Source organism: Pseudomonas sp. P5_152 (genome assembly GCF_033989915.1).
GTDB lineage: Bacteria > Pseudomonadota > Gammaproteobacteria > Pseudomonadales > Pseudomonadaceae > Aquipseudomonas.
On sequence record NZ_JASFAH010000002.1, the window covers coordinates 2,627,614 to 2,652,691 of the forward strand.

Here is a 25,078-nt window from a genome sequence, read left to right on the forward strand (position 1 = left end):
TGTTGGATGTGCCAGCCCCATCGCGGGCAAGCCCGCTCCCACATTGGTTTGTCGGTGAATTAAAAATTTGTGTGAGGACACCGTTTTGCGCTCTACCGAAGTCGTGATCATTGGCGCTGGCGCCGCAGGGTTGATGTGTGCACTGACCGCCGCTGGGCGCGGGCGCAAGGTGTTGTTGCTGGACCACGCCAACAAGGCCGGCAAGAAAATCCTCATGTCGGGCGGTGGGCGCTGCAACTTCACCAACATGTATACCGAACCGAGCAATTTTCTCTCGCAGAATGCGCATTTCTGCAAATCCGCCCTGGCCCGCTACACCCAGTGGGATTTCATTGGCATGGTGGCCAAGCATGGCGTGCCGTACCACGAGAAGAAGCTCGGCCAACTGTTCTGCGATAACAAGTCCAGTGACATCCTCGAGATGCTGCTCAGCGAGTGCGACCAGGCCGGCGTCAGCCTGCACCTGGACACCTCGATCCAGACCATCGAGAAACTCGCCAGCGGCTACCTGCTGGACACCACCCTCGGCCAATTGACTTGCGAGTCCCTGGTGATCGCCACCGGCGGCCTGTCGATCCCGACCCTGGGTGCCACGGGCTTCGGTTATCAGGTCGCCCGCCAGTTCGGTCACGAACTGCTGCCGACCCGCGCCGGCCTGGTGCCGTTCACCATTACCGACCAGCTCAAGGAGCTATGCGGCGAGTTGTCCGGCACCTCGGTGGACTGCCTGGTGAGCTGCAACGAGCAGAGTTTCCGCGAGAACATCCTGTTCACCCACCGCGGCCTCAGCGGTCCGGCGATCCTGCAGATTTCTTCGTTCTGGCAGTCCGGCGACACGCTTGAAATCAACCTGATGCCTGACCACGACGTACCGGCCTGGCTGCAACAACAGCAAGCCGAACGGCCGAACAGCGAGCTGAAAACCTTGCTTGGCGAGATCTTCACCAAGAAGATGGCCAACCTGCTGGCTGACAACTGGTTCGTCTCCAAGCCGATGAAGCAGTACACCCACGCTGAAATTGCCGAGATCGCCGACAAGCTGGCGAGCTGGCAGCTAGTACCGGCCGGTACCGAAGGCTACCGTACTGCCGAGGTCACCCTGGGCGGTGTCGACACCCATGAAGTGTCCTCCAAGACCATGGAATCGCTGAAAAGCCCGGGGCTGTATTTCATCGGCGAAGTGCTGGATGTCACCGGCCACCTGGGCGGCTTCAACTTCCAGTGGGCCTGGGCTTCGGGCTACGCGGCGGCGCAGTACGTCTGACACCCCACGGCCCTGTAGGAGCGGGTGCCCGCTTGCGGCTTGCTCGCGATAGCGGATTAACATTCAACAGTGATGTTGGCCGTTAGACCGCTATCGCGAGCAAGCTCGGCTCCTACAGGGGGCGTGTTTACCAGGGAAGGAACACTTTTTGCTGTCAGATGTGATCGGCGCCATTGCGTCGGCGTCATTACTGGCTCAATTTAGCGTCATTGCCCCGGAAGGCCTTCGCACTTCATGCCATCGACTTCGTTTCGTCAGTCTCTGCGTCGCCTTTGGGCACTGGATAAATTCAGCTACAGCGTACGGGTGTTCATCGCCCTGACCGGCAGCATGGCGCTGTGCTGGTACCAGGATGAAATGGGCCTGCTGATTCCGCTGTTCCTGGGGATTATCGCCAGCGCCCTGGCCGAGACCGACGACAGCTGGCAAGGCCGGCTCAATGCGCTGGCGGTCACGCTGGTGTGTTTCAGTGTCGCGGCGTTCTCGGTCGAACTGTTATTCCCCTACCCCTATATCTTCGTGTGCGCGCTGGCGCTGGCCAGTTTCGGCCTGACCATGCTCGGCGCCCTGGGCGAGCGGTATGGGGCGATTGCCTCGGCAACCTTGATTCTCTCGGTCTACACCATGATTGGCGTTGACCAGCGCGGCGGCGCGGTCACCGATCTGTGGCACGAGCCGCTGCTGCTGGTGGCCGGGGCAGCGTGGTACGGCCTGCTCTCGGTGTTGTGGCAGGCGCTGTTTTCCAACCAGCCAGTGCAACAAAGCCTGGCGCGGCTGTTCCGCGAGCTGGGGTTTTACCTCAAGCTCAAGTCAGCGCTGTTCGAGCCCGTCCGGCAGATGGACGTCGAGGCCCGGCGCCTCGAACTGGCGCAGCAGAACGGCCGAGTGGTGGCCGCCCTGAACGCCGCCAAGGAAATCATCCTGCACCGGGTCGGCAATGGCCGGCCGGGGTCGAAGGTCAGCCGTTACCTGAAGCTGTACTTCCTCGCCCAGGACATCCACGAACGCGCCAGCTCCTCGCACTACCCCTACAACGCCCTGGCCGACGCCTTCTTCCACAGTGACGTGCTGTTCCGCTGCCAGCGCCTGCTGCGCCAGCAAGGCAAGGCCTGCCGAGCGCTGGCCGAGTCGATCCAGATGCGCCAGCCGTTCGTCTACGATGCCAGCTTCGCCCAGGCCCTCAGCGACCTCGATGCGTCCCTGGAGCACCTGCGCATCCAGAGCAATCCAGCCTGGCGCGGCCTGCTGCGCTCCTTGCGCGCCTTGGCCGCCAACCTTGGCACTCTCGACCGCCTGCTCAGCGATGCCAGCAACCCCGACAGCCTGGCCGATGCTACCGACAGCAGCCTGCTCGACCGCTCGCCGCGCAACCTCAAGGATGTCTGGGTCCGCCTGCGCACCCAGCTGACGCCCACCTCCCTGCTATTCCGGCATGCCCTGCGCCTGCCCCTGGCGTTGACCATCGGCTACGCCATGGTGCATTTGATCCACCCCTCGCAGGGCTACTGGATCATCCTCACCACGCTGTTTGTCTGCCAACCGAACTACGGCGCGACCCGACGCAAACTCGGGCAACGGATCATCGGCACCGCCATCGGCCTGACCGTGGCCTGGGCGCTGTTCGACCTGTTCCCCAATCCACTGGTGCAATCGTGCTTCGCGATTGCCGCCGGGGTGGTGTTCTTTATCAACCGCACCACCCGCTACACCCTGGCCACGGCGGCAATCACGGTGATGGTGCTGTTCTGCTTCAACCAGGTCGGTGACGGCTACGGGCTGTTCCTGCCGCGCCTGTTCGATACCTTGCTCGGCAGCCTGATCGCCGGCCTGGCGGTGTTCCTGTTCCTGCCGGACTGGCAAGGCCGTCGGCTGAACAAGGTGTTGGCCAACACCCTGACCTGCAACAGCATCTACTTGCGCCAAATCATGCAGCAGTATGCCGCCGGCAAACGCGACGACCTGGCCTACCGCCTGGCTCGCCGCAATGCACACAACGCCGATGCCGCCCTGTCCACCACCCTGGCCAACATGCTCATGGAGCCTGGGCATTTTCGTAAGGAAGCGGACGTCGGCTTCCGCTTCCTGGTGCTGTCCCACACCTTGCTCAGCTACCTCTCGGGCCTGGGCGCGCACCGCGAGACCCAGCTCCCGGATGAAGTCCGCGAGCACCTGATCGAAGGTGCCGGCGTCAGCCTGGCGGCGAGCATCGACGAAATCGCCCAGGGCCTGGCAAGCAAACTGCCGATCGCCATTCACAGTGACACCGAAGAAGCCCTGGCCGCGGAGCTTGAGCAGATGCCGGACGAAATCGATGAAGGCCAGCGCCTGGTGCAGAGCCAACTGGCGCTGATCTGCCGTCAACTCGGGCCGTTAAGGACGCTGGCGGCGCATTTGATCAAGGATACTCGCCAGGATTGATCGTCGGGGTGCCTGTGGAGGCCCCATCGCGGGCAAGCCCGCTCCCAAAGTGGTTCTGGGGTGCTCGCGAATTTTGCACGCGCCACACTCGCTTGCGGCCTGCCAGCGATAACTGTGGGGGGCGGCCCCATCGCTAGCAGGCTAGCCCCCGCAGGGTTTCACATCCCATGCTGGCGGAGCAGCCGGTCGTAGCTGCCATCGGCCTTCATCTCGGCGATTTCCCGGTCGAACCCGGCGACTATCTTCGCGTGGTCCGGGTTCTTCAGGCTGACCAGAATGTGCAGGCTGTTTTCGCTCAAGGGCCTGGGCAGGAACTCCACCGAGTTACGTACCTTGGGTGATTCGCGCGCCAGGAAATAGCGGGCGACGTACTCGTCCTCCAGGGTCAGTTGCACCCGGTCAGCCGCCAGCATGCGCACGGCCATGGCGAAGTTGTGCACCGGGACCTTCTGCAGGGCCGCGTCGCCGTCGAACTCCGGGGAATAGGCATAACCGCGTACAACCGCAATCGGGTAGGTGTGCAACTGCTGCAGGTTGTTGTATTCGATGGGTGCATCCCTGCGCTTGAGAAAGCGGATGCGATTGAGCAGGTATTCGGCCGAATACTGCCCAAGCTCGGTGCGCTCCTCGTTGTACCAGGCATTCACCAGCACGTCGTAGCGCCCTTCGCCCAAACCCAGCAACGCCCTGGCCCAGGGCACCTGCTGGAAATCACTGGCATAACCGGCCCGCGCCAGCGCGGTGCTGACGATATCGGTGGCCAATCCGCCATTGACCAACGTCGCGTCAGTGAAGGGCGGCCAGGCATCGGCAACTAGCCGCAGCTTGTCCGCTGCAGCGCTCTGGCTCAGCAACAGCAGACCAATCAAGGCGAAGGCTCGAAGCAATCGCGGCATGCCCAGGGATCCTTAGAGGGCGCGAAGCCCAGCGTATTTGTAGCCGAACTCGATATCTCGTACACCGACTGACGGCGACCGCCCAGGCTATAACAATCGCCGAGCATGGCCTCAGCGATTCGCCTCAAAACAGATTACACAAAGATGACGAAGCCGCGCGAAATGAATGATGGCATTTTGGTCTTTGTCACAGAATTTCCTGCAGGCAAGACATCCAGAAGCCAGACGCTTAGTATCAGGACCAGACTTTCAAAGGACGCGAAGATGACAGTTGAATGGGTTTGCAAACACCACAGTGACCTGGGCAAAGAGCAGCTTTATGCCATTTTGCAGTTGCGTACACAGGTGTTCGTGGTCGAACAGAAGTGCGCCTACCAGGAAGTCGATGGCCAGGACCTGGACAGCGACACCTGCCACTTGATGGCCTGGGACGGTGATCAACTGGTGGCCTATCTACGCCTGCTCGACCCCACCTCGCAAGGCGGTGACGTGGTGCTCGGCCGAGTGGTGATTGCACCGCAGGCCCGGGGCCAGGGGCTGGGTCATGAGCTAATGGAACAGGCGCTCAAGCAGGCCGAAAAATACTGGCCGCAGACTCCGATCTACCTGTCGGCCCAGGCCCATCTGCAGGGGTACTACGGGCGTTATGGGTTTGCCGTGGCCGGTGAGCAATACCTGGAAGACGGCATCGCGCATATCGGCATGCGGCGGCCCTGAAGGCCTTTGCGCAGGGTAGGTGCTGGTTGGCCAGCGAAGGCGCCAGCACTACCAGTGCAAACACTCAGGGATAACCCAACACCGCCTTGATCTGGCGCAGATGCTGTTCGATCCAGCGCGGATCGATCGCCCCCCACTCGCGAATGCAGTAACGTCCGGCGTGGTTGCGCGCGCCCTCCTCCTGCTCGAACTCACAGACCACATCCAGGTCCGCCAGGGCGGCAATGGTGTCCTGGGCCGTGCGCCGGGGCATGCCGGTGACTTCGGTCAGTGCCGGGACACTGCTGGCCAGCCCGCTGTCGATCAGGTACGCCACGTACAGGCGGCGGTAGAAGCTGCTCTTGGTCTTGCTCACGTCCATCCAGACACTCCTGCTGGTGATGATTACTGCATGTCCCGCCAGGTCAGATAAACCCGCAAATCGAATTCCAGCTGGCGGTAACCGGGCAGCATGTGTTCGCACAACTTGTAGAACGCCTTGTTGTGGTCGGACTCTTTGAAATGCGCAAGCTCATGCACCACGATCATCTTGAGGAACTGCGGCGCGGCATCCTTGAACAAAGAGGCAATGCGGATTTCTTTCTTGGCCTTGAGCTTGCCGCCCTGCACCCGCGAGATTGCGGTATGCAGGCCAAGTGCACGATGGGTCAGGTCCAGGCGGTTGTCGAACAGCACTTTGTCGATCGCCGGTGCGTTGCGCAGGTATTCCTGCTTGAGCTCCAGCGCATAGCTGTACAGCGCCTTGTCACTCTGCACGGCGTGCTTGTCCGGGTAGCGTTGGCTCAGGTAGGCGCCCAGCCGATCCTGCTCGATCAGTTGATGCACCTGCTGTTGCAAGGCGGCGGGATACGCCTGGAGGTATTTGAGCGCGGTCATGGGACAACAACAAAAGTCACGAAAGATCGCCAGTGTAGCGAATTCAGGCGCTCGCCGCGCTCCAGTCGAACGGCTGCACAAAGTCCCTGGCTTCGTCCGCCATCAATGGCCGCGCCACCAGGCAACCCTGGGCAAAGGGACAACCATTGGCCAGCAGCCACTGATACTGGGCAATCGATTCGACCCCTTCGGCGATCACCAGCACGCCGAATTGCCTGGCCAGCTCGATGATGTTTCGCACCAGCGCGGCATCCCGCGGCGAGTCCAGGACCCTGGCGATCAGATGCCGGTCCAGCTTCAAGGTATCGAGTTCGACATCACGCAGATGGGTCAGCGAACAAGGCCCCGAGCCAAAGTCGTCGAGCGCCACCCGCACCCCGAGGTTGCGCAGCAGGCGCAGTTGCTTGCGCGCTTCATCGGGGTTATGCAGCAAGGCCTCTTCGGTGATTTCCACCTCCAATTGACGGGGTAGCAACTGATGGCGCTCCAGCACGAGCCGCAACTCAGTGGCCAGGTTAGGCATGCAGAACTGGGTGTTGCTCAGGCTGACCGCCAGCACCATGTCTTGGCTGAACAGCTTGTCCCAGGCCTTTCGCTGCTGGGCACTGCTCTGGTAGATCCAACTGCCGAGGCGGCTGATCAGTTGCGCTTCTTCCAGCAGCGGCAAGAACAGCCCCGGCGAAACGTCGCCGACACTGGGATGCTGCCAGCGCAGCAAGGCCTCGAACCCGCGTATGCGTCCATCGGCCAATGAAACCTGAGGCTGGTAGACCAGGTTGAAATCCTTGTGCTCGATGGCCGAACGCACGCTCTCCTCGAGCATCAAGCGGGTCCGCGCGCGGCCATTCATGTCGTGGTCGTAGAAGCGGTACTGCTGGCGACCCGCGCGCTTGGCCTCATACATGGCGATATCGGCGGTACGCAGCAAGTCGTCGAGGCTGGCGCCGCAATCCGGATACGTGGCGATGCCGATGCTCGCGCCCAGCGCTACGTCCAGCCCGTCAATCTGCTGACAGATCGACACCCGCTCTATGAGTTTCTCCGCCATTTTCGCCGCTTGCTCGGCGAACTCGAGGTCAAGTAGCGCGGTGAACTCATCGCCGCCCATGCGCCCCAGGATATCGAAGGGGCGCAGGCAGGCCTTCAACTGTTCCGCGACCCAGCGCAGCACCCGATCGCCGGCGTCGTGCCCCAACGAATCATTGACCCGCTTGAAGCCATCCAGATCCAGGTACAGCAACACCCAGACACTGCCCGCGCGCTCGCCGCGCAGCAGCAGGTTTTCCGTAGCCTGGTAGAACCCCCGGCGGTTGAGCAGGCCGGTCAGCGGATCGGTGACCGCCTGGAACTCCAGTTGCTGATGCAGGTGGCAGACCACCGACATGTCGAGCACGGTAACCACCATCGCCCGCTGCTCAGGCGGCAGCGGCGCACACGACAGCGCCACTGGCACTTGCTGCCCGGACGCGGTACGCAGCATCGCATCATGGGCGCGCCAGGTTTCGCCGCGACGGTAGTGGGCATGGATGTCCGAACCGGCCCACAGGGTGATCGGCGGCTTTTGCAGAAAGTCGATGAAACCTGTCCCCTGTAGCTCGTCGACCCTGGCACTGAGCAAGCGGCACATCGCCGGGTTGGCAAAGCGCACTCGCCCGTCCTCGCCCACCACCAGGATGCCTTCAGCGGCATTCTCCAGCACCGAGGCGTTAAAGGCCCGCGCCGCCTCCAGGTCCTGGCTCAACTGCTGCAGTGCCCGGCGGCTGCGCTGATGCTCAAGCAGGGCCTGGACCTTGGGCTTGAGTATCTGTGGGTCGAACGGCTTGAACAGGTAGTCCACCGCGCCATGGGCATAGCCCTTGATCACGGCGTCCGGGGATTGCTCGTTAGCGGTCAGGAAAATGATCGGGGTCAACTGGGTGCGTTGGCTGCCGCGCATCAGGCGGGCTACTTCGAAACCATCCATGCCCGGCATCTGCACATCCAGCAGTACCAGGTCGACCTCATGTTCGAGTAACAGGTTCAGGGCTTCCAGGCCCGAGGCAGCAGTCATCACCTGCCAATCCTGGCGCTGCAGCAACGCACGCATGCTGACCAGGTTTTCCGGGTAATCATCAACGATCAAAAGAACCGAGCGGCCGTCACCTGGCTTGGGTTGCGCGCATTCCATGCTGCTTCTCTTTCTGGGGAGGGGTGAAACGGCTTACCGAAAAAACCGGACAAACGTTGTGTGTTTCACTTTAGACCGGGATTTGTCCAATCAGTAGGTATCAACACGCCATCACCGCATCAAAGCAGGCGGCTCCCGACTAACGGACTGTCTTTGCAGGCCCCGCAGACCGCTACGTGTGGCACGTCGCCATTTAGCTGGCGCCAATTAACCGCCAGGCGGGCCTTAACAAAGCACCCTCCCGGGCTTATAAAGGCCGCCCCCAAGATGGGCGGGCCAGAGCTTCCCCCGCGCCATTTCAGCCAGTACTCGTGGAATTCTTTGACGATGATCGATCTCGCAACCTGGAACCTCAGCGTTCCCGTTGGCACTCCCCCGGCTACCATCGACACCCCGAAACTGGTCAGTGGTTTCAAGAACCAGTATTTCCATTCCAACACCGGCACCCTGTTTTTCTGGGCTCCGGTCACCGGAACCCGCACTGAAAACGCGATCTATCCACGCACCGAGCTGCGCGAAACCTTCAGTAACGGCACCCTGCGCAATTGGCTCTACCCGGACGCCGACAACTCGTTGCGGGCCACCCTGGCGGTTAACCAGGTGCCGAGCTCGGGCAAGCTGGTCATCGGCCAGATCCACGCGTACGACAGCCAGAAGCCGCTGGTAAAACTCGAGTACCAGTACAAAACCACCACCGCCACCGGCAACATCGTCGCCAAGGTGCGGATGCGCCCGGATGATGCCGAAGGCCGGGTGATCACCATCGCCAGCGGGGTCAAGCTCGACCGCGACTTCTCCTACCTGATCCACTTGAGCCCAGGCGGCGCACTGGGGATCAGCGCCGCCGGCTCCCAGTGGGACAGCCAGATCAGCAGCACCTGGCGCAACAAACCGCTGTATTTCAAGGCCGGGGTCTATGTGCAGGACAACAGTGGCAACAGCCAGGAAGGCGGCAAGGTGACCTTCAGCAAGCTGGACATCGATCACGACAAATAAACGCGTGTGGTACGGGCGAATCAGCAAGGTGACGGGAGACAGATGCAGCACCACGACGCTTTCAGACAGATCCGCGTCGAGGGGGTCGACATTTCTGTAGGACAATCTGAGTATTGCCCCGCGTAAATACCACACCCCCTACAAGAACGTCATGGAGACACACCCGATGCCCTTTACTCGCTCCCTTCTCGCACTCTCTCTGGGCATGGTTTTGTTGCACAACCCGGTCTTCGCCGCGCCACCTTTGTCGATGGTCGATGGGGTGGCCCAGGTCCACGCCCAGGACAGCAACGCCTGGGTCGAAATCAACAAAAGCGCGTTCGAAAACAACATTCGCGCCCTGCAGGCCACCCTCGCCGACAAATCAAAAATCTGCGCCGTACTCAAGGCGGACGCCTACGGCCACGGCATTGGCCTGCTGATGCCCTCGGTGATCGCCATGGGCGTGCCCTGTGTCGGCGTTGCCAGCAACGAAGAAATCCGTGTGGTGCGTGAAAGCGGCTTCAAGGGCCAGCTTATCCGCGTGCGCACGGCCGCCCTGAGCGAGCTGGAAGCGGCCCTGCCCTACAACGTCGAAGAGTTGGTGGGTAACCTCGACTTCGCCGTCAAAGCCAGCCTGATTGCCGAACAGCATGGCCGCCCGCTAGTGGTGCACATTGGCCTGAACTCCAGCGGCATGAGCCGCAATGGCGTGGAAATGACCACCGCCCAGGGTCGCCGTGACGCAGTCGCCATTACCAAGGTGCCGAACCTCGACGTGCGGGCGATCATGACCCACTTCGCGGTCGAAGACGCCGCCGACGTGCGTGCTGGCCTCAAAGCGTTCAACCAGCAAGCCAAATGGCTGATGAGCGTGGCCCAACTGGACCGCAGCAAGATCACCCTGCATGCGGCCAACTCCTTCGCCACCCTGGAAGTGCCCGAGTCACACCTGGACATGGTCCGTCCCGGCGGCGCGTTGTTCGGCGACACCGTGCCGTCCCATACCGAATACACCCGGGTGATGCAGTTCAAATCCCACGTCGCCTCGGTCAACAGCTACCCCAAGGGCAACACGGTCGGCTACGACCGCACCTTCACCCTGGCCCGTGACTCGAAGCTGGCCAACATCACCGTGGGCTACTCCGACGGCTACCGCCGTGCCTTCACCAACAAAGGCATCGTGCTGATCAACGGTCATCGTGTGCCGGTCGTCGGCAAAGTCTCGATGAATACCTTGATGGTCGACGTTACCGACGTACCGAGCGTCAAAGGCGGCGATGAGGTGGTGCTGTTCGGCAAGCAGGGCAACGCCGAGATTGCCCAGGCAGAAGTCGAAGACATCAACGGCGCGCTGCTGGCCGACCTGTATACGGTGTGGGGCAACTCCAACCCGAAACTGCTGGTCGACAAATAAGCCAACGCCGAGCACAAAAAAACCCGCCTTGCGGCGGGTTTTTTCAATGCAGGTGGTACAACGCTTAAGGCTTAGTTGACCTTGGCGTTCAGCTCACCTTTGAGGTAACGCTGGTACATCGCTTCCAGGGAGATCGGCTTGATCTTCGAAGCGTTGCCGGCAGTACCGAAGGCTTCGTAACGCGCGATGCACACGTCACGCATGGCGGTCACGGTGGCGCCGAAGAATTTACGCGGGTCGAACTCGCTCGGGTTGGTGGCCATCAGGCGACGCATCGCACCGGTGGATGCCAGGCGCAGGTCGGTGTCGATGTTGACCTTGCGCACGCCGTGCTTGATGCCTTCGACAATTTCTTCAACCGGTACGCCGTAGGTTTCTTTGATGTCGCCGCCGTACTGGTTGATGATCGCCAGCCACTCTTGCGGAACCGAGGAAGAACCGTGCATCACCAGGTGGGTGTTAGGGATGCGCTTGTGGATTTCCTTGATGCGGTCGATCGCCAGCACGTCACCGGTAGGTGGCTTGGTGAACTTGTAGGCGCCGTGGCTGGTGCCGATGGCGATGGCCAGGGCATCGACCTGAGTGCGCTTGACGAAGTCAGCTGCTTCTTCCGGGTCGGTCAGCATCTGGCTGTGGTCCAGCACGCCTTCGGCGCCGATGCCGTCTTCTTCACCGGCCATGCCGGTTTCCAGCGAACCCAGGCAGCCCAGCTCGCCTTCTACCGATACGCCGCAGGCGTGGGCCAGGGCTACGGTCTGCTGGGTGACACGGACGTTGTAGTCGTAGTCGGTCGGGGTCTTGCCGTCTTCACCCAGGGAGCCGTCCATCATGACCGAGCTGAAGCCCAGTTGGATCGAGCGCTGGCAGACGTCAGGGCTGGTGCCGTGGTCCTGGTGCATGCACACCGGGATATGCGGGAACTCTTCGATCGCCGCCAGGATCAGGTGCCGCAGGAATGGCGCGCCAGCGTATTTACGGGCGCCGGCCGAAGCCTGGACGATCACCGGGGAGTCAGTCTTGTCAGCGGCTTCCATGATGGCGCGCATCTGCTCAAGGTTGTTTACGTTGAAAGCTGGAACGCCGTAGCCGAATTCGGCGGCGTGGTCCAGCATCTGGCGCATGCTGATAAGTGCCATTGTGTGTGTCTCTCCCGGTTTAGGGTCGTTAATCGTGCAAGCCTGCCGTAGCGGCGGCTGCTATTCAAGTTATTGCTGATCGGGGGTAAGGCCGACCTGCGTGTATTCGCTGTGTGTTACTTGGCCTTGCAGCCACGGCCGATCAAATCGTTGGTGGCAACCCAGTACACCAGGCCTTCCTCACCTTTGAGGTGAAAGGCCAGTTGATCGTCGCTGTACAACGTGCCACTGCCGGCCGGCTCAAGCTTCAAGCGATGCACCTGGTCATCCCCCAGCCGCACCTCCACGGAGTCCTGCGTGGCATCGGTGAAGCGCCAGTGCACCTGGGCCTGGCTGTCACAGACCCAGTCGGTCCACGTGCCGGACGCTGCCGGCGCTGATGCAAACGGGTTCAAACTGGCGCAACCGGCAAGTACTGCCAGGGACACCGCGGCGATCAAGCCTTTCATCCATCTTCCTCGGCGGTCGGCACACGCCAACCGCACTGGGCGTTAGTGAATCAGACCGGTCAGGGACAACCCTGTTCCTTGGCCGGAGTGTGCGTCTCGTACTTATCCAGGCCCTCGGGCCCGGAACGCTTGTTGAGCACCGGGTTGGTTTCCGCCTGCCAGTCGGCCTGGTAACAGCCTTTGTCGGGCGCGCCGGTGTCCGGGTCCTTGGCGACCTTGGGATTACTCCCACAGCCGGCCAGCACCGCCGCGGCGATCAACGTCGCTAACGTCTTGACCATGTGAACACTCCTTTGCCTGGTCAACGGGCGGCCTCAGGCCTTGGCCCGGCTTTCCAGGACTTCTACGGCCGGCAGCACCTTGCCTTCGACGAATTCGAGGAATGCGCCGCCACCGGTAGAAATGTAGGAGATTTGCTCGGCAACGCCATATTTATCGATGGCCGCCAGGGTATCGCCGCCGCCCGCGATGGAGAACGCCGAGCTGTCTGCGATGGCCTGGGCCAGCACTTTGGTACCGTTGCCGAACTGATCGAATTCAAACACGCCCACTGGACCGTTCCACAGAATAGTCTTCGACGACTTCAGCAGCTCAGCGAAATGCGCTGCAGTCTGTGGGCCGATGTCCAGGATCATGTCGTCTTCAGCCACATCAGCGATCAGCTTGACGGTGGCCGTGGCGCTCTCGGCGAATTCCTTGGCAACCACCACGTCGACCGGCAATGGCACGCTGACTTTGCCGGCGATGGCGCGCGCGGTGTCCAGCAGGTCAGGCTCGTACAGGGACTTGCCGACCGGGTGCCCCGCCGCTGCGAGGAAGGTGTTGGCGATGCCGCCGCCGACGATCAACTGGTTGCAGATCTGGCTCAGGCTGTTGAGCACGTCCAGCTTGGTCGAGACCTTGGAGCCGGCCACGATGGCGGCCATTGGCTGGGCCGGGGCACCCAGGGCCTTGCCCAGTGCATCCAGCTCGGCAGCCAGCAGGGGACCCGCTGCGGCCACCTTGGCGAACTTGGCCACGCCGTGGGTCGAACCCTCGGCACGGTGCGCGGTGCCGAAGGCGTCCATCACGAACACGTCGCACAGGGCGGCGTACTGCTGGGCCAGTTCGTCGGCGTTCTTTTTCTCGCCCTTGTTGAAGCGCACGTTTTCAAACAGCACGATGTCGCCGGCCTTGACGTCGACGCCGCCCAGGTAGTCGGCCACCAGCGGCACGTCACGACCCAGCGCCTTGCTCAGGTACGCCGCAACCGGTGCCAGGCTGTTCTCGGCCGAGAATTCACCTTCGGTCGGACGACCCAGGTGCGAGCAGACCATCACGGCCGCGCCTTTTTCCAGGGCCAGCTTGATGGTCGGCAGCGAAGCCAGGATACGCGCATCGCTGGTGACTACACCGTCCTTGACTGGGACGTTGAGGTCTTCGCGGATCAATACGCGCTTACCTTGCAGATCGAGGTCGGACATCTTCAACACGGTCATGGGTCGCACTTCCTGTTAGCTCAGGTTAGAGAGCAGGTTTCTTGATAGCTGTTTGCAGATAGTGTTCTGCAACATCCAGCATTCGGTTGGCAAAACCCCATTCGTTGTCGAACCAGGCCAGGACGTTCACCAGCCGGGGGCCGGAGACGCGGGTCTGACTGGCATCGACAATCGCCGAATGTGGGTCATGGTTAAAATCACAACTGGCGTGAGGCAGTTCGGTGTACGCCAGCAAGCCCTTGAGCGGGCCGCTGGTGGCGGCCTCGCGCAGGAGCCGGTTGACCTCGGTGGCGTCGGTGTCGGTCACCGTCTGCATGGTGATATCCAGGCAGGACACATTCACCGTCGGCACCCGTACCGCTTTGGCCTGAATTCGCCCGGCAAGTTCCGGCAACAGGCGTTCGATGCCACGCGCCAGACCAGTGGACACCGGGATCACCGACTGGAATGCCGAGCGGGTGCGGCGCAGGTCCTCGTGGTGATAGGCATCGATCACCGGCTGGTCGTTCATCGCCGAGTGGATGGTGGTGATCGACACGTAGTCCAGGCCAAATGCCTGGTCCAGCAGGCGCAGCAACGGCACACCACAGTTGGTGGTGCAGGACGCGTTGGACACCAGCAGCTCAGCGCCGGTCAGGCAGTCCTGGTTGACACCAAAGACGATGGTGGCGTCGACATCGGCCTCGCTGGCCATCGGCTGGGAGAACAACACCCGTGGTGCGCCGGCGTCGAGGAACCGCTGGCCGTCGGCGCGGGTGTTGTAGGCACCGGAACATTCGAGCACCAGATCGACGCCCAGGGACGCCCAATCGATGCCTTCGGGAGTGGCACTGCGCAGGACCTTCACGCAGTCGCCATTAATATGCAGACAATCGCCATCGACCTTCACTTCGCCGGGAAACCGGCCGTGGGTGGAGTCGAAGCGTGTCAGGTATTCAATACTGGCCATGTCAGCCAGATCGTTGATCGCGACAATTTCAAACCCAGCCGCCGAGCCTCGCTCGAACAACGCCCGCAAGACGCAACGACCAATGCGGCCGTAGCCGTTGAGTGCAACTTTGTAAGGACGCGGTTGAGGCATGGGGTTCTCGATTACCGTGGTGAATCCGTTAATGCAGCGTCGCCTGACCGACCGCTATCGCGGGCAAGCCCGCTCCCACATGGACGGTGTATATCCCTGTGGGAGCGGGCTTGCCCGCGATGGCGCCGGCTCAGGCAACACCTTTTCTGGATCAGTCTTCCAGCAGCTCTTCAGCCTGGCCCAGGATGTTCTCCAGGGTAAAGCCGAACTCTTCGAACAAGGCTGGCGCAGGCGCCGACTCGCCGTAGGTGGTCATGCCGATGACGCGGCCTTCCAGGCCCACGTACTTGTACCAGTAGTCGGCGTGAGCCGCCTCGATGGCGATACGGGCGCTGACCTGCAACGGCAGGACCGATTGCTTGTAGCCGGCGTCCTGGGCTTCGAAGACGCTGGTGCACGGCATGGAAACCACACGCACTTTGCGACCCTGCTCGGTCAGTTTGTCGTACGCCTGAACGGTCAGGCCCACTTCGGAACCGGTGGAGATCAGGATCAGTTCCGGCTCGCCGACACAGTCCTTGAGCACATAGCCGCCACGGCTGATGTCGGCGATCTGCGCGTCGGTACGAACCTGGTGTTGCAGGTTCTGACGCGAGAAGACCAACGCCGAAGGACCGTCCTTGCGCTCAATTGCATGCTTCCAGGCCACGGCCGATTCGACCGCGTCGGATGGGCGCCAGGTGTCCAGGTTTGGCGTGGTCCGCAGGCTGGTCAGTTGCTCGACCGGCTGGTGGGTCGGACCGTCTTCGCCCAGGCCAATGGAGTCGTGGGTGTAGACATGGATCACACGCTTTTTCATCAGCGCCGCCATGCGTACCGCATTGCGGGCGTATTCCATGAACATCAGGAAGGTCGCGCCGTAAGGCACCAGGCCGCCGTGCAGGGCAACACCGTTCATGATGGCGCTCATGCCGAACTCGCGCACGCCGTAGTACATGTAGTTGCCGCTGGCGTCTTCAGCGCTGACGCCCTTGCAACCTTTCCACAGGGTCAGGTTGGAACCGGCCAGGTCAGCCGAACCGCCGAGCACTTCCGGCAACAGCGGGCCGAACGCGTTCAGGGCGTTCTGGCTGGCTTTACGGCTGGCGATGGTTTCGCCCTTGGCAGCGACTTCGGCGATGTAGGCCGAGGCTTTTTCCGAGAAGTCAGCCGGCAGCTCACCGCTCAGGCGACGGATCAGTTCGTTGGCTTCGCTCGGGAACGCGGCAGAATAGGCAGCAAACCGCTGATCCCACTCGGATTCGACGGCGCGGCCGCTTTCCTTGGCATCCCATTCGGCGTAGATGTCGGCCGGGATTTCGAACGGACCGTGGTTCCATTTCAGCGCCGCACGGGTCAGGGCGATTTCCGCGTCACCCAGTGGGGCGCCGTGGCAGTCTTCCTTGCCTTGCTTGTTCGGCGAACCGAAGCCGATGGTGGTCTTGCAGCAGATCAGGGTCGGCTGCTCGCTTTTGCGGGCAGTCTCGATCGCGGTCTTGATCTCTTCCGGGTCGTGACCGTCAACGTTGCGGATCACCTGCCAGTTGTAGGCTTCGAAACGCTTGGGCGTGTCGTCGGTGAACCAGCCTTCGACTTCGCCGTCGATGGAGATGCCGTTGTCATCGTAGAAGGCGATCAGCTTGCCCAGGCCCAGGGTACCGGCCAGGGAAGCGACTTCGTGGGAAATGCCTTCCATCATGCAGCCATCACCCAGGAACACATAGGTGTGGTGGTCGACAATGTTGTGCCCAGGACGGTTGAACTGCGCCGCCAGGACTTTTTCCGCCAGGGCGAAGCCCACAGCGTTGGCCAGGCCCTGACCCAGCGGGCCAGTGGTGGTTTCAACGCCCGGGGTGTAACCGAACTCCGGGTGGCCCGGGGTACGGCTGTGCAGTTGACGGAAGTTTTTCAGGTCATCGATCGACAGGTCGTAGCCAGTCAGATGCAGCAGCGAGTAGATCAACATCGAGCCATGACCGTTGGACAGCACGAAGCGGTCACGGTCGGCGAACGATGGATTGCTCGGGTTGTGCTTGAGGTAGTCACGCCAAAGTACTTCGGCGATATCCGCCATACCCATAGGGGCACCGGGATGGCCGCTGTTGGCTTTTTGCACGGCATCCATGCTGAGGGCACGAATGGCGTTGGCACGCTCACGACGGCTGGGCATCGCTGTTCTCCTGAGGTTTTTGAATCGAGAGTGAATAAAACGGCACGGAAAAAAGGCGAGCATTTTCCCTCAGCGGATAGCCCGGGGGCAATGACAGATAGTCGATCAGGCACATTATTCCTGTGGATAAATGCTCATTGCCTGGGTGAAACCTTTCCGCATCTGGTTTGTAGAGTAAGGTTCGGCGGAAGAAGTGCCATCCATCGAGCAATATCAAAACTTTTTGATATTGAACTTGCGATGATTTCGAGGCGTGACTAGACTGCCGGCCTTATGAACCTACGCGCGCCTTCCATTCGCCCTGACGATTGTGATGAGCTGGCGGCCCTGTGCAAGGCCGGCGGCGATCCCTTGCGCCTGAATGTATTGCGCGCCCTGGCCAATGACTCGTTTGGCGTGCTGGAACTGGCGCAGATCTTTGCCACCGGCCAATCGGGCATGAGCCACCACCTCAAAGTGCTGGCCCAGGCCGACCTGGTGGCGACTCGCCGTGAAGGCAATGCGATTTTTTATCGACGCGCCCTGCCCCACACCGAATTGCCAGGCGGCAAGCTGCATGCGGCCCTGCTTGAAGAAGTCGACAACCTGACCCTGCCCAGTGACGTGCAATCACGCATCACACAGGTTCACGGGCAAAGGGCTGCCGCAAGCCAGGATTTTTTCTCACGGGTTGCGGAGAAGTTTCGCGCCCAACAAGACTTGATTGCCGGCCTGCCGCAGTACCGCGAAAGTGTGCTGGCGCTGCTCGACAAACTCAGCTTCAGTGACATGGCCACGGCGATTGAAGTCGGCCCCGGGGATGGCAGTTTTCTCCCGGAACTGGCCCGGCGCTTCAGTCAGGTCACGGCGCTCGACAACAGCCCGGCGATGCTCGAACTGGCGCGCCAGGTGTGTGAACGGGAAAGGTTGACTAACGTCAGCCTGCAACTGGCCGATGCCTTGAATGGCGTGAGCCTGGCAGCCGACTGTGTGGTACTGAATATGGTCCTGCACCATTTCGCCGCCCCGGCTGATGCGCTCAAGCACATGGCTGGCTTGCTACAACCAGGCGGCAGCCTGCTCGTGACAGATTTATGCAGTCACAACCAAAGTTGGGCCAGGGAGGCCTGCGGTGATCTTTGGTTGGGGTTTGAACAGGACGATCTGGCCCGTTGGGCCACCGCTGCGGGACTCGTTCCCGGGGAAAGTCTCTATGTAGGCTTACGTAATGGTTTCCAGATCCAGGTCCGCCATTTTCAGCGACCGGCTGGCGACACTCACCATCGGTAAATTTCAGGAAAACATCGAGATGAGCGAATACTCCCTTTTCACCTCCGAGTCCGTGTCTGAAGGGCATCCGGACAAAATCGCCGACCAGATTTCTGATGCGGTGCTGGACGCAATCATTGCTGAAGACAAGTTCGCCCGTGTGGCGTGCGAGACTCTGGTGAAAACGGGCGTGGCGATCATCGCCGGCGAAGTCACTACCTCGGCCTGGGTTGACCTGGAGCAGATCGTTCGTGACGTCATCACCGACATCGGCTACACCAGCTCCGACGTCGGTTTCGACGGCGCAACCTGCGGCGTGATGAACATCATCGGCAAGCAGTCCCCCGACATCAACCAGGGTGTCGACCGCGCCAAGCCAGAAGACCAGGGCGCCGGCGACCAGGGCCTGATGTTCGGCTACGCCAGCAACGAAACCGAAGTGCTGATGCCAGCGCCGATCACCTTCTCGCACCAGCTTGTACAAAGGCAAGCCGAAGCCCGTAAATCCGGGCTGTTGCCGTGGCTGCGCCCGGATGCCAAGTCCCAGGTTACCTGCCGCTACGAAGGCGGCAAGGTCGTCGGCATCGACGCCGTCGTCCTGTCGACCCAGCACAACCCGGACGTGTCGTACAAAGACCTGCGCGAAGGCGTGATGGAGCTGATCGTCAAGCACGTACTGCCGGCCGAACTGCTGAGCAAGGACACCCAGTTCCACATCAACCCGACTGGCCAGTTCATCATTGGTGGCCCGGTTGGCGACTGCGGCCTGACCGGCCGCAAGATCATCGTCGACAGCTATGGCGGCATGGCCCGTCACGGCGGCGGCGCGTTCTCCGGCAAGGATCCATCGAAGGTTGACCGTTCGGCTGCCTACGCCGGTCGCTACGTGGCCAAGAACATCGTGGCCGCCGGCCTGGCCGAGCGGTGCGAGATTCAGGTGTCCTACGCCATCGGCGTCGCTCAGCCTACCTCGATCTCGCTGAACACCTTCGGCACCGGCAAGATCAGCGATGACAAGATCGTCAAACTGGTACGCGAAGTGTTCGACCTGCGTCCATACGCCATCACCAAAATGCTCGACCTGCTGCACCCGATGTACCAGGAAACCGCAGCCTACGGCCACTTCGGCCGCACGCCGCAAACCAAGACCGTGGGCGAAGACACCTTCACCACGTTCACCTGGGAAAAAACCGACCGCGCCGACGCCTTGCGCGCTGCTGCCGGCCTGTAAGCCCTACGGGCTACAACACAAGCCCCGCCCGGTTCGCCGCGCGGGGCTTGTGCTTTTTCGGGGCGGCGACACACCCTGCAAAGCACTTGGCAACGCCCGCTTCGGTCCTGATCTAGCCTTGAGTTTCTCCCCCTCGAGCAAGGACGCTCACGATGCCGGTTCGCTCCCCCCTGTTGCTCGGCCTCTGCCTGGGCAGCGTCTGCCTGCTGGCCAATGCCAGCCCCTGCCCCGATTGGCCGGCCGAGCGTGCCGGGGCTGAAATCGAGGCCTTGCAGCAACAGCTCCAGCGCTGGGACGAGCGCTATCACCGCCAGGGCCAGTCACCGGTGGCGGATGAACTCTATGACCAGTCCCGCGCCCGGCTCAGCGCCTGGCGTAGCTGCTTCAATACCCACGCGGCAACCGACAATCCGTTACTGACCGCTCGCGGCACCCTGGCCCACCCCACGCCCCATACCGGCCTGGACAAACTCAGCGACGGCCAGGCCGTCAAAGACTGGCTAGCCTCACGCCAGCAGGTCTGGGTGCAACCCAAGGTCGACGGGGTGGCCGTGACCCTGGTTTACCAGCAGGGCCGACTGACCCAGGCGATCAGTCGGGGCGACGGCATCCTGGGGCAGGACTGGACCGCCCAGGCCCGCAAGCTCAGCGCCGTCCCCCAGCAATTGCCGAAAGCCATCGACCTGCTGGTGCAGGGCGAGCTCTATTGGCGCCTGACCGATCACGTGCAGGCCACGGCAGGCAGCCGCAATGCCCGCAGCAGCGTGGCCGGGCTGATGGCCCGCAAGACCCTGCAGCCCCAGGAGGCCGACGGGATCGGTCTGTTTGTCTGGGACTGGCCCCAGGGCCCCGTCGAGCTACCGGTCCGTGCCGCAGCCCTGACTGCCCTGGGATTCAACGACACGCAGCCCTTCAGCCAACCGATCCAGACCTTTGCCGATGCCGAGCGCTGGCGTGAGCAGTGGTATCGCACACCGCTACCGTTCGCCACCGATGGCATCGTCCTGCGCCAGCAACAACGACCGTCCGCCGAACGCTGGCAAGCCAGGTCGCCCTATTGGGCCATCGCCTGGAAATACCCCTTCGCCCAGGCCCTGGCCGAGGTCCGCAAGGTGCACTTCAAGACCGGGCGCACCGGACGCATCACCCCGGTGCTGGAGCTTGTGCCCTTTACGCTCGATGACCGGCAGATCAAACGAGTGAGCGTCAGTTCACTGCAACGTTGGCAACGCCTGGATATCCGCCCTGGCGATCATGTCGCGATCAGTCTGGCGGGCCTGACCATCCCGCGACTCGACAGCGTGGTACTGCGCAGCACCGAACGCGCCCAGGTCCCGGTGCCGCGCGCTGAAGACTTTCATCCACTGAGTTGCTGGCAACCGACGCCCGGTTGTGAAAACCAGTTCCTGGCGCGCCTGACCTGGCTCAGTGGCAAGCAGGGCCTGGCCTTGGCGCAGGTAGGCCCCGGCACTTGGGAGAAGCTGGTCAAGGCTGGCCGTATCAAAGGGTTACTGGATTGGTTGACCCTCGATGCCCAAGAGCTTGCTACCATTGACGGTTTCGGCGAGCGCAACAGCGCACGCTTGCTGGAGAGCCTGCAACGTGCCCGCCAGCAGCCATTCGCCCGCTGGCTCAAGGCCTTGGGGGTTCCGCCCACGGGCGCGGCCAGTCTGGCAGGTCCATGGCAGTTGCTGGCACAGCGAGACACCGCTCAATGGTTAGCCGAAGGTGCAATCGGCCCGGGCCGCGCGGCGCAGTTAAGCGCCTTTTTTCGCGACCCGCATGTGCAGGCCTTGAGCGAACAATTACGGGCTGCCGGTATCGATGGCTTTGAGTGACCGGGATACCTGCAACATTGAACCCAACGAGTATCGATGCGCTCAAACAGGCCATCTGCTCGTCGACTTGCTTACCTGTTAAACGGAGCTTTCATGAAACGTCTTTTACCGCTCGCCCTGTTGACCCTGTGCAGCGTCCTGGCTGCCCCCCTGATGGCGGCCGAACAAGCCCCGGAACTCACCGGCTGCGCCGCCAAGCGCCAGTCCATCAGCACCCAGATCGAGCAGGCCAAGGCCCACGGTAATGCCGAGCAACAGGCTGGCCTGGAAAAGGCCCTGAGCGAAGTCACCGCCAACTGCACCGATGCTTCCCTGAAAAAAGAACGCGAAAGCAAGGTGCTCGATGCCAAGCACGAGGTCAGCAAGCGTCAGGCCGACCTCGACAAGGCGATGAAAAAGGGCGATCCGGAGAAGATCAACAAACGCAAAGACAAACTCGCCGAGTCCCGCAAGGAATTGCAGGAAGCGCTGGACGAGTTGGATAAGTAAGCACAACGCCTAATCCTGGTTGTGCAGGAGCTGGCGGCGCCCGCTTGCGGCTTGCCAGCTCCCGCACACGTCAGCGCACTCAGTGGTCGCGAAACTCTTTATGACAGGCACTGCACGCGTCTTCGACTTTCTGCACCGCAGGGCCGAGGTTGCTTGCCTTGTAGGGCTGGACCTGGCTGGCGACCACCAATTGAGCGGTAGCCGCTTCCAGCGTGCGGGCCATTTCCTGGAAGCGCGCCTGTTTCTGCCAGACCTCATCCTTGGCGCTGCTGTGATCCTCCTCGCGAACCTGGGGGAAATGCTTCCACGGTTCCCGGGACAGGGTATCCAGCTTGACGGCACCTTCGGCAAAACGCGGACCGTCGAACGGTATGCGTCCGCGCAACATGCCGCCCAGGTCTTCACCGGTCTTGAGCATTTGCTTGAAGATCGCCTTGCGCTGACCCAGCGGCGAGTTCGGATCGACACCGCCACAGGCAGACAGCGTCAGGCAGGCCAGCAATACAACAGAAATTCTTTTAAGAGTCATGGTGGCTCAAGGTCACGGAAATCGGCGGCCAGTATCCTCGCCTGATCCGCAAAGACCAATAGCCCTATTAACAATAAGGGTTGCCTGAGTACCTGAAGGACTCCGGCAGCCGGTCATAGGAAGTACCGCATGAACAGTCGTTTCAAGGCCTGGCGCAAGCACCTGGGCTGGACCTTTCCGATGATCGCCCTCCTCGCCGGTTGCAACGGTGGCGATAACACCCAGCCGCAAACCCATGCGCTGGCCACCTACTCCAGCGCGACCTGGGACGCCTTGCCGCAAGTGTCCGATAGCGACCTGCTGGCCGGGTTCGGTTCATGGCGCAGCGCTTGCACCCGCCTCAAGGCCGATCCGGTCTGGGGCGCGCCCTGCGCCACCGCGACCAACGTGCCACAAGACGCCACGGCAATCCGCGCCTTCCTCAAGGAACAACTTCAGGTCTACGGCCTGCGCTCCTCCAGCGGGAACGCCAATGGCTTGATCACCGGCTACTACGAACCGGTGTACCCCGGCAGCCTGACGCAGACCCCGGCAGCCAACGTGCCGATCTACGGCGTGCCGGAAGACATGATCATCGTCTCCCTCGAGAGTATTTACCCCGAGCTCAAGGGCAAGCGCCTGCGCGGTCGTCTCGAAGGGCGAGTGCTCAAACCTTACGATGACGCCGCCACCATCGGAACCCAAGGGGTCAAGGCGCCGGTTGTGGCCTGGCTGACCGACCCGATGGACCTGCAATTCCTGCAGATCCAGGGCTCGGGCCGGGTTCAACTGGCCGATGGCCGGCAACTGCGTATCGCCTATGCCGACCAGAACGGCCACCCATATCGACCCATTGGTCGCTGGTTGGTGGAACAGGGTGAACTGAAGAAAGAAGACGTGACCATGGGCGCCATCAGCACCTGGGCCAAGGCCAACCCGACACGCATTCCCGAGCTGCTGGCCAGCAACCCGAGCTATGTGTTCTTCACCCGCAACCCCGACAGCAACGAAGGCCCACGCGGTTCACTGAACGTGCCGCTGACTTCGGGTTACAGCGTGGCGGTAGATCGCAAGGTGATTCCGCTGGGCAGCCTGCTGTGGCTATCGACCACGCGTCCCGATGGCACCCCATTGGTCCGCCCGGTTGCCGCGCAGGACACCGGCGGCGCGATCACTGGCGAAGTGCGCGCCGACCTGTTCTGGGGAACCGGCGATGCCGCCGGGCACTTGGCCGGCGACATGAAGCAGCAGGGACAGATCTGGATGTTATGGCCAAAAGGTGCGCCGCTGCCCCAACTGCCACAGGTGCCTGACAGCAAGTAACCGGCCGGTTCAGATCGAGACGAAAAAGAAGCTGACGATCAGCCCGACCCCGACAAACCACACCAGCGAACGCAGGATGGCCCAGTCGGCCAGGTAGCAGATGATGTACAGCAGGCGGCTGGTGATGAACAACACTGACAATACGTTGATCGTCACCAGCTCCGCGTTGCCGGCCAAATGCGCGACGATGACCGCCGCGGCGAATGCCGGGGTGATCTCGAAACTGTTGAGCTGGGCGGCATACGCGCGCTTGGCGAAGCCGTCCAGGGTCAACGCAAACGAGCGCGGGTCATGGTTGTCCCGCAGCCGGTAGCCGCCGCCGACCTTGGCGACGGCTGTGCACAGGTACGGCAGGAAAATCGCGATCAAGATGCACCACAGAGCCACAGTCATTACCGATTCCTTCTTCTTGGGGTTTTATGAGCCAGGGCTCAGAACTTCATCACGAGCATGCCTATCAGCACCAGCCCACAGGCTAAGAGTCGAGGTCTGCCGAAAGGTTCTTTGAGGTAACGCATACCAAAGAGCACCACCAGGATCACGCTGATCTCGCGCAACGCAGCCGCTTCGGCAATCGACCCCAACTGCATGGCCCAGAGCACCAGAGCGTAGCTGAACAACACGCAGAATCCGACCGCCAGTCCCAGCCGCCACTGCTCTCGCCAGAACTGCATGAATGCTGGCCGCTTGCTCACCATGGCCAGCAACGGGAACGGCCAGGCACTGAGCAGCGTGACCCAAACCAGGTAATCCAGGGGATGCGACCAGCGACGAATAGCCTGGCCATCAATGAAGGTGTAGCAGCCGATGCACAGGCCGATCAACGCCACCACCGGCAGCATCGTCCACGGCAAGCGCTCGCCACCACCGCCCTGCCACAGCAGGCAAAGCATGCCGAACGGGATCAGCAGGATGCCGAGGATCTGCTGGGTGCTCAGCACTTCGCCGGCGAAAATCAGGGTCAACGCCAACACCACCAACGGCGACAACCCGCGCATCAACGGATAGACCAGGCCCAGGTCACCCACCCGATAGGCCTGGATCAGCAGGTAGCGATAAAGCAATTCAAAGGCCGCCGAAGCGAGGATCCACGGCCAGATGTCCAGCGGCGGCAAACTCACGAACGGCAGCGCCACCGCCACGAACAACAGCGCCACGCTGTCCATGCAGGCCACCACCAGCAGACGTTCAGCGCTGAACTTGATCAGGGTATTCCAGGCCGCGTGCAACAGCGCCGCCACTAAAACCAGAACTGTCGCGAGCACGTAGCCTCCTTGCCCAAGAGAATTGATTCGCCATATGTCAGTAGCTGTTTATACTGCAAGCGACCACGCCGCACTCACTTGCGCACATACTTATTCCAATAAATTTCTGCTACTGCCTGACTCTTCAACGATTCGGGAGCCGGCAGGCGTTCG

Annotated in this window: 23 protein-coding genes; 10 read left to right on the forward strand and 13 right to left on the reverse strand. The window is 61.8% G+C overall.

The window, feature by feature from the left end; genetic code table 11:
• Positions 1-85 precede the first annotated feature (85 nt).
• Together QMK50_RS12010 and yccS are read left to right on the forward strand one after the other, a co-directional pair.
• On the forward strand, positions 86-1,264 hold the full coding sequence (locus tag QMK50_RS12010; RefSeq protein ID WP_095164409.1) for an NAD(P)/FAD-dependent oxidoreductase: 1,179 nt from the start codon (positions 86-88) through the stop codon (positions 1,262-1,264).
• Positions 1,265-1,498: 234 nt separating this feature from the next.
• Positions 1,499-3,682, forward strand: a complete 2,184-nt coding sequence (yccS, locus tag QMK50_RS12015; RefSeq protein WP_095164411.1) for a YccS family putative transporter — start codon at positions 1,499-1,501, stop codon at positions 3,680-3,682.
• Positions 3,683-3,840: 158 nt separating this feature from the next.
• Here yccS and QMK50_RS12020 read toward each other — a convergent pair whose 3' ends face one another.
• Positions 3,841-4,578: a substrate-binding periplasmic protein gene (locus tag QMK50_RS12020; RefSeq protein WP_095164412.1), complete on the reverse strand. Its 738-nt coding sequence runs from the start codon at positions 4,576-4,578 to the stop codon at positions 3,841-3,843.
• A gap of 264 nt (positions 4,579-4,842) precedes the next feature.
• Here QMK50_RS12020 and QMK50_RS12025 point away from each other — a divergent pair, with 264 nt between their 5' ends.
• Entirely contained in the window at positions 4,843-5,295 is a 453-nt protein-coding gene (locus QMK50_RS12025) for a GNAT family N-acetyltransferase (protein ID WP_095164414.1), read from the forward strand.
• A 64-nt stretch (positions 5,296-5,359) separates the two neighbouring features.
• Here the strand turns inward: QMK50_RS12025 and QMK50_RS12030 are convergent, their stop codons facing one another.
• From QMK50_RS12030 to QMK50_RS12040, 3 genes are read right to left on the reverse strand one after another with little or no spacing between them, the layout of a single operon-like run.
• Positions 5,360-5,656: a winged helix-turn-helix domain-containing protein gene (locus QMK50_RS12030; protein ID WP_095164416.1), complete on the reverse strand. Its 297-nt coding sequence runs from the start codon at positions 5,654-5,656 to the stop codon at positions 5,360-5,362.
• Between the two features lie 23 nt (positions 5,657-5,679).
• The gene (locus QMK50_RS12035) at positions 5,680-6,171 is read right to left on the reverse strand and encodes a M48 family metallopeptidase (protein WP_320333178.1); all 492 of its coding nucleotides are present in this window, start codon (positions 6,169-6,171) and stop codon (positions 5,680-5,682) included.
• Positions 6,172-6,214: 43 nt separating this feature from the next.
• Positions 6,215-8,338, reverse strand: a complete 2,124-nt coding sequence (locus QMK50_RS12040; protein WP_320333179.1) for a putative bifunctional diguanylate cyclase/phosphodiesterase — start codon at positions 8,336-8,338, stop codon at positions 6,215-6,217.
• Positions 8,339-8,665: 327 nt separating this feature from the next.
• Here QMK50_RS12040 and QMK50_RS12045 point away from each other — a divergent pair, with 327 nt between their 5' ends.
• Together QMK50_RS12045 and alr are read left to right on the forward strand one after the other, a co-directional pair.
• Positions 8,666-9,334, forward strand: coding sequence for a polysaccharide lyase family 7 protein (locus tag QMK50_RS12045; RefSeq protein ID WP_320333180.1), 669 nt, complete (start codon positions 8,666-8,668; stop codon positions 9,332-9,334).
• A gap of 166 nt (positions 9,335-9,500) precedes the next feature.
• Complete coding sequence (gene alr, locus QMK50_RS12050; RefSeq protein WP_159998347.1) at positions 9,501-10,730, forward strand: alanine racemase; 1,230 nt, start codon at positions 9,501-9,503, stop codon at positions 10,728-10,730.
• 71 nt (positions 10,731-10,801) lie between these two features.
• On the opposite strand, the gene fba is transcribed toward alr, so the two are convergent.
• From fba to tkt, 6 genes are all read right to left on the reverse strand, one after another.
• The gene (gene fba, locus QMK50_RS12055) at positions 10,802-11,866 is read right to left on the reverse strand and encodes a class II fructose-bisphosphate aldolase (RefSeq protein WP_027617054.1); all 1,065 of its coding nucleotides are present in this window, start codon (positions 11,864-11,866) and stop codon (positions 10,802-10,804) included.
• Positions 11,867-11,982: 116 nt separating this feature from the next.
• Positions 11,983-12,315 (reverse strand): MliC family protein, encoded by a 333-nt coding sequence (locus QMK50_RS12060; protein ID WP_320333181.1) that lies wholly within the window; start codon positions 12,313-12,315, stop codon positions 11,983-11,985.
• Between the two features lie 59 nt (positions 12,316-12,374).
• Complete coding sequence (locus tag QMK50_RS12065) at positions 12,375-12,596, reverse strand: hypothetical protein (protein ID WP_320333182.1); 222 nt, start codon at positions 12,594-12,596, stop codon at positions 12,375-12,377.
• A 33-nt stretch (positions 12,597-12,629) separates the two neighbouring features.
• A complete protein-coding gene (locus QMK50_RS12070; RefSeq protein ID WP_095164430.1) occupies positions 12,630-13,793 on the reverse strand; it encodes a phosphoglycerate kinase in 1,164 nt (387 codons plus the stop codon).
• Positions 13,794-13,818: 25 nt separating this feature from the next.
• Positions 13,819-14,874: an erythrose-4-phosphate dehydrogenase gene (epd, locus tag QMK50_RS12075; protein WP_095164432.1), complete on the reverse strand. Its 1,056-nt coding sequence runs from the start codon at positions 14,872-14,874 to the stop codon at positions 13,819-13,821.
• A gap of 151 nt (positions 14,875-15,025) precedes the next feature.
• Positions 15,026-17,023, reverse strand: a complete 1,998-nt coding sequence (tkt, locus tag QMK50_RS12080; protein ID WP_159998351.1) for a transketolase — start codon at positions 17,021-17,023, stop codon at positions 15,026-15,028.
• Between the two features lie 273 nt (positions 17,024-17,296).
• Between tkt and QMK50_RS12085 the strand changes: the two genes are divergently transcribed.
• From QMK50_RS12085 to QMK50_RS12100, 4 genes are all read left to right on the forward strand, one after another.
• Complete coding sequence (locus QMK50_RS12085) at positions 17,297-18,292, forward strand: ArsR/SmtB family transcription factor (protein ID WP_159998353.1); 996 nt, start codon at positions 17,297-17,299, stop codon at positions 18,290-18,292.
• A 19-nt stretch (positions 18,293-18,311) separates the two neighbouring features.
• Positions 18,312-19,502, forward strand: a complete 1,191-nt coding sequence (gene metK / locus QMK50_RS12090) for a methionine adenosyltransferase (RefSeq protein ID WP_095164448.1) — start codon at positions 18,312-18,314, stop codon at positions 19,500-19,502.
• A 152-nt stretch (positions 19,503-19,654) separates the two neighbouring features.
• The gene (gene ligB / locus QMK50_RS12095) at positions 19,655-21,340 is read left to right on the forward strand and encodes an NAD-dependent DNA ligase LigB (RefSeq protein ID WP_320333183.1); all 1,686 of its coding nucleotides are present in this window, start codon (positions 19,655-19,657) and stop codon (positions 21,338-21,340) included.
• A gap of 93 nt (positions 21,341-21,433) precedes the next feature.
• Positions 21,434-21,829, forward strand: coding sequence for a DUF1090 domain-containing protein (locus QMK50_RS12100; RefSeq protein WP_320333184.1), 396 nt, complete (start codon positions 21,434-21,436; stop codon positions 21,827-21,829).
• Positions 21,830-21,908: 79 nt separating this feature from the next.
• Here the strand turns inward: QMK50_RS12100 and QMK50_RS12105 are convergent, their stop codons facing one another.
• The gene (locus QMK50_RS12105) at positions 21,909-22,358 is read right to left on the reverse strand and encodes a c-type cytochrome (protein WP_095164453.1); all 450 of its coding nucleotides are present in this window, start codon (positions 22,356-22,358) and stop codon (positions 21,909-21,911) included.
• A gap of 129 nt (positions 22,359-22,487) precedes the next feature.
• On the opposite strand from QMK50_RS12105, the gene QMK50_RS12110 reads away from it, so the two are divergent.
• Positions 22,488-23,660, forward strand: a complete 1,173-nt coding sequence (locus tag QMK50_RS12110; protein WP_159998357.1) for a murein transglycosylase A — start codon at positions 22,488-22,490, stop codon at positions 23,658-23,660.
• A 9-nt stretch (positions 23,661-23,669) separates the two neighbouring features.
• Here QMK50_RS12110 and QMK50_RS12115 read toward each other — a convergent pair whose 3' ends face one another.
• The gene (locus QMK50_RS12115; protein WP_095164457.1) at positions 23,670-24,053 is read right to left on the reverse strand and encodes an MAPEG family protein; all 384 of its coding nucleotides are present in this window, start codon (positions 24,051-24,053) and stop codon (positions 23,670-23,672) included.
• 38 nt (positions 24,054-24,091) lie between these two features.
• A complete protein-coding gene (locus tag QMK50_RS12120; protein WP_095164459.1) occupies positions 24,092-24,925 on the reverse strand; it encodes an EamA family transporter in 834 nt (277 codons plus the stop codon).
• Positions 24,926-25,078 lie beyond the last annotated feature (153 nt).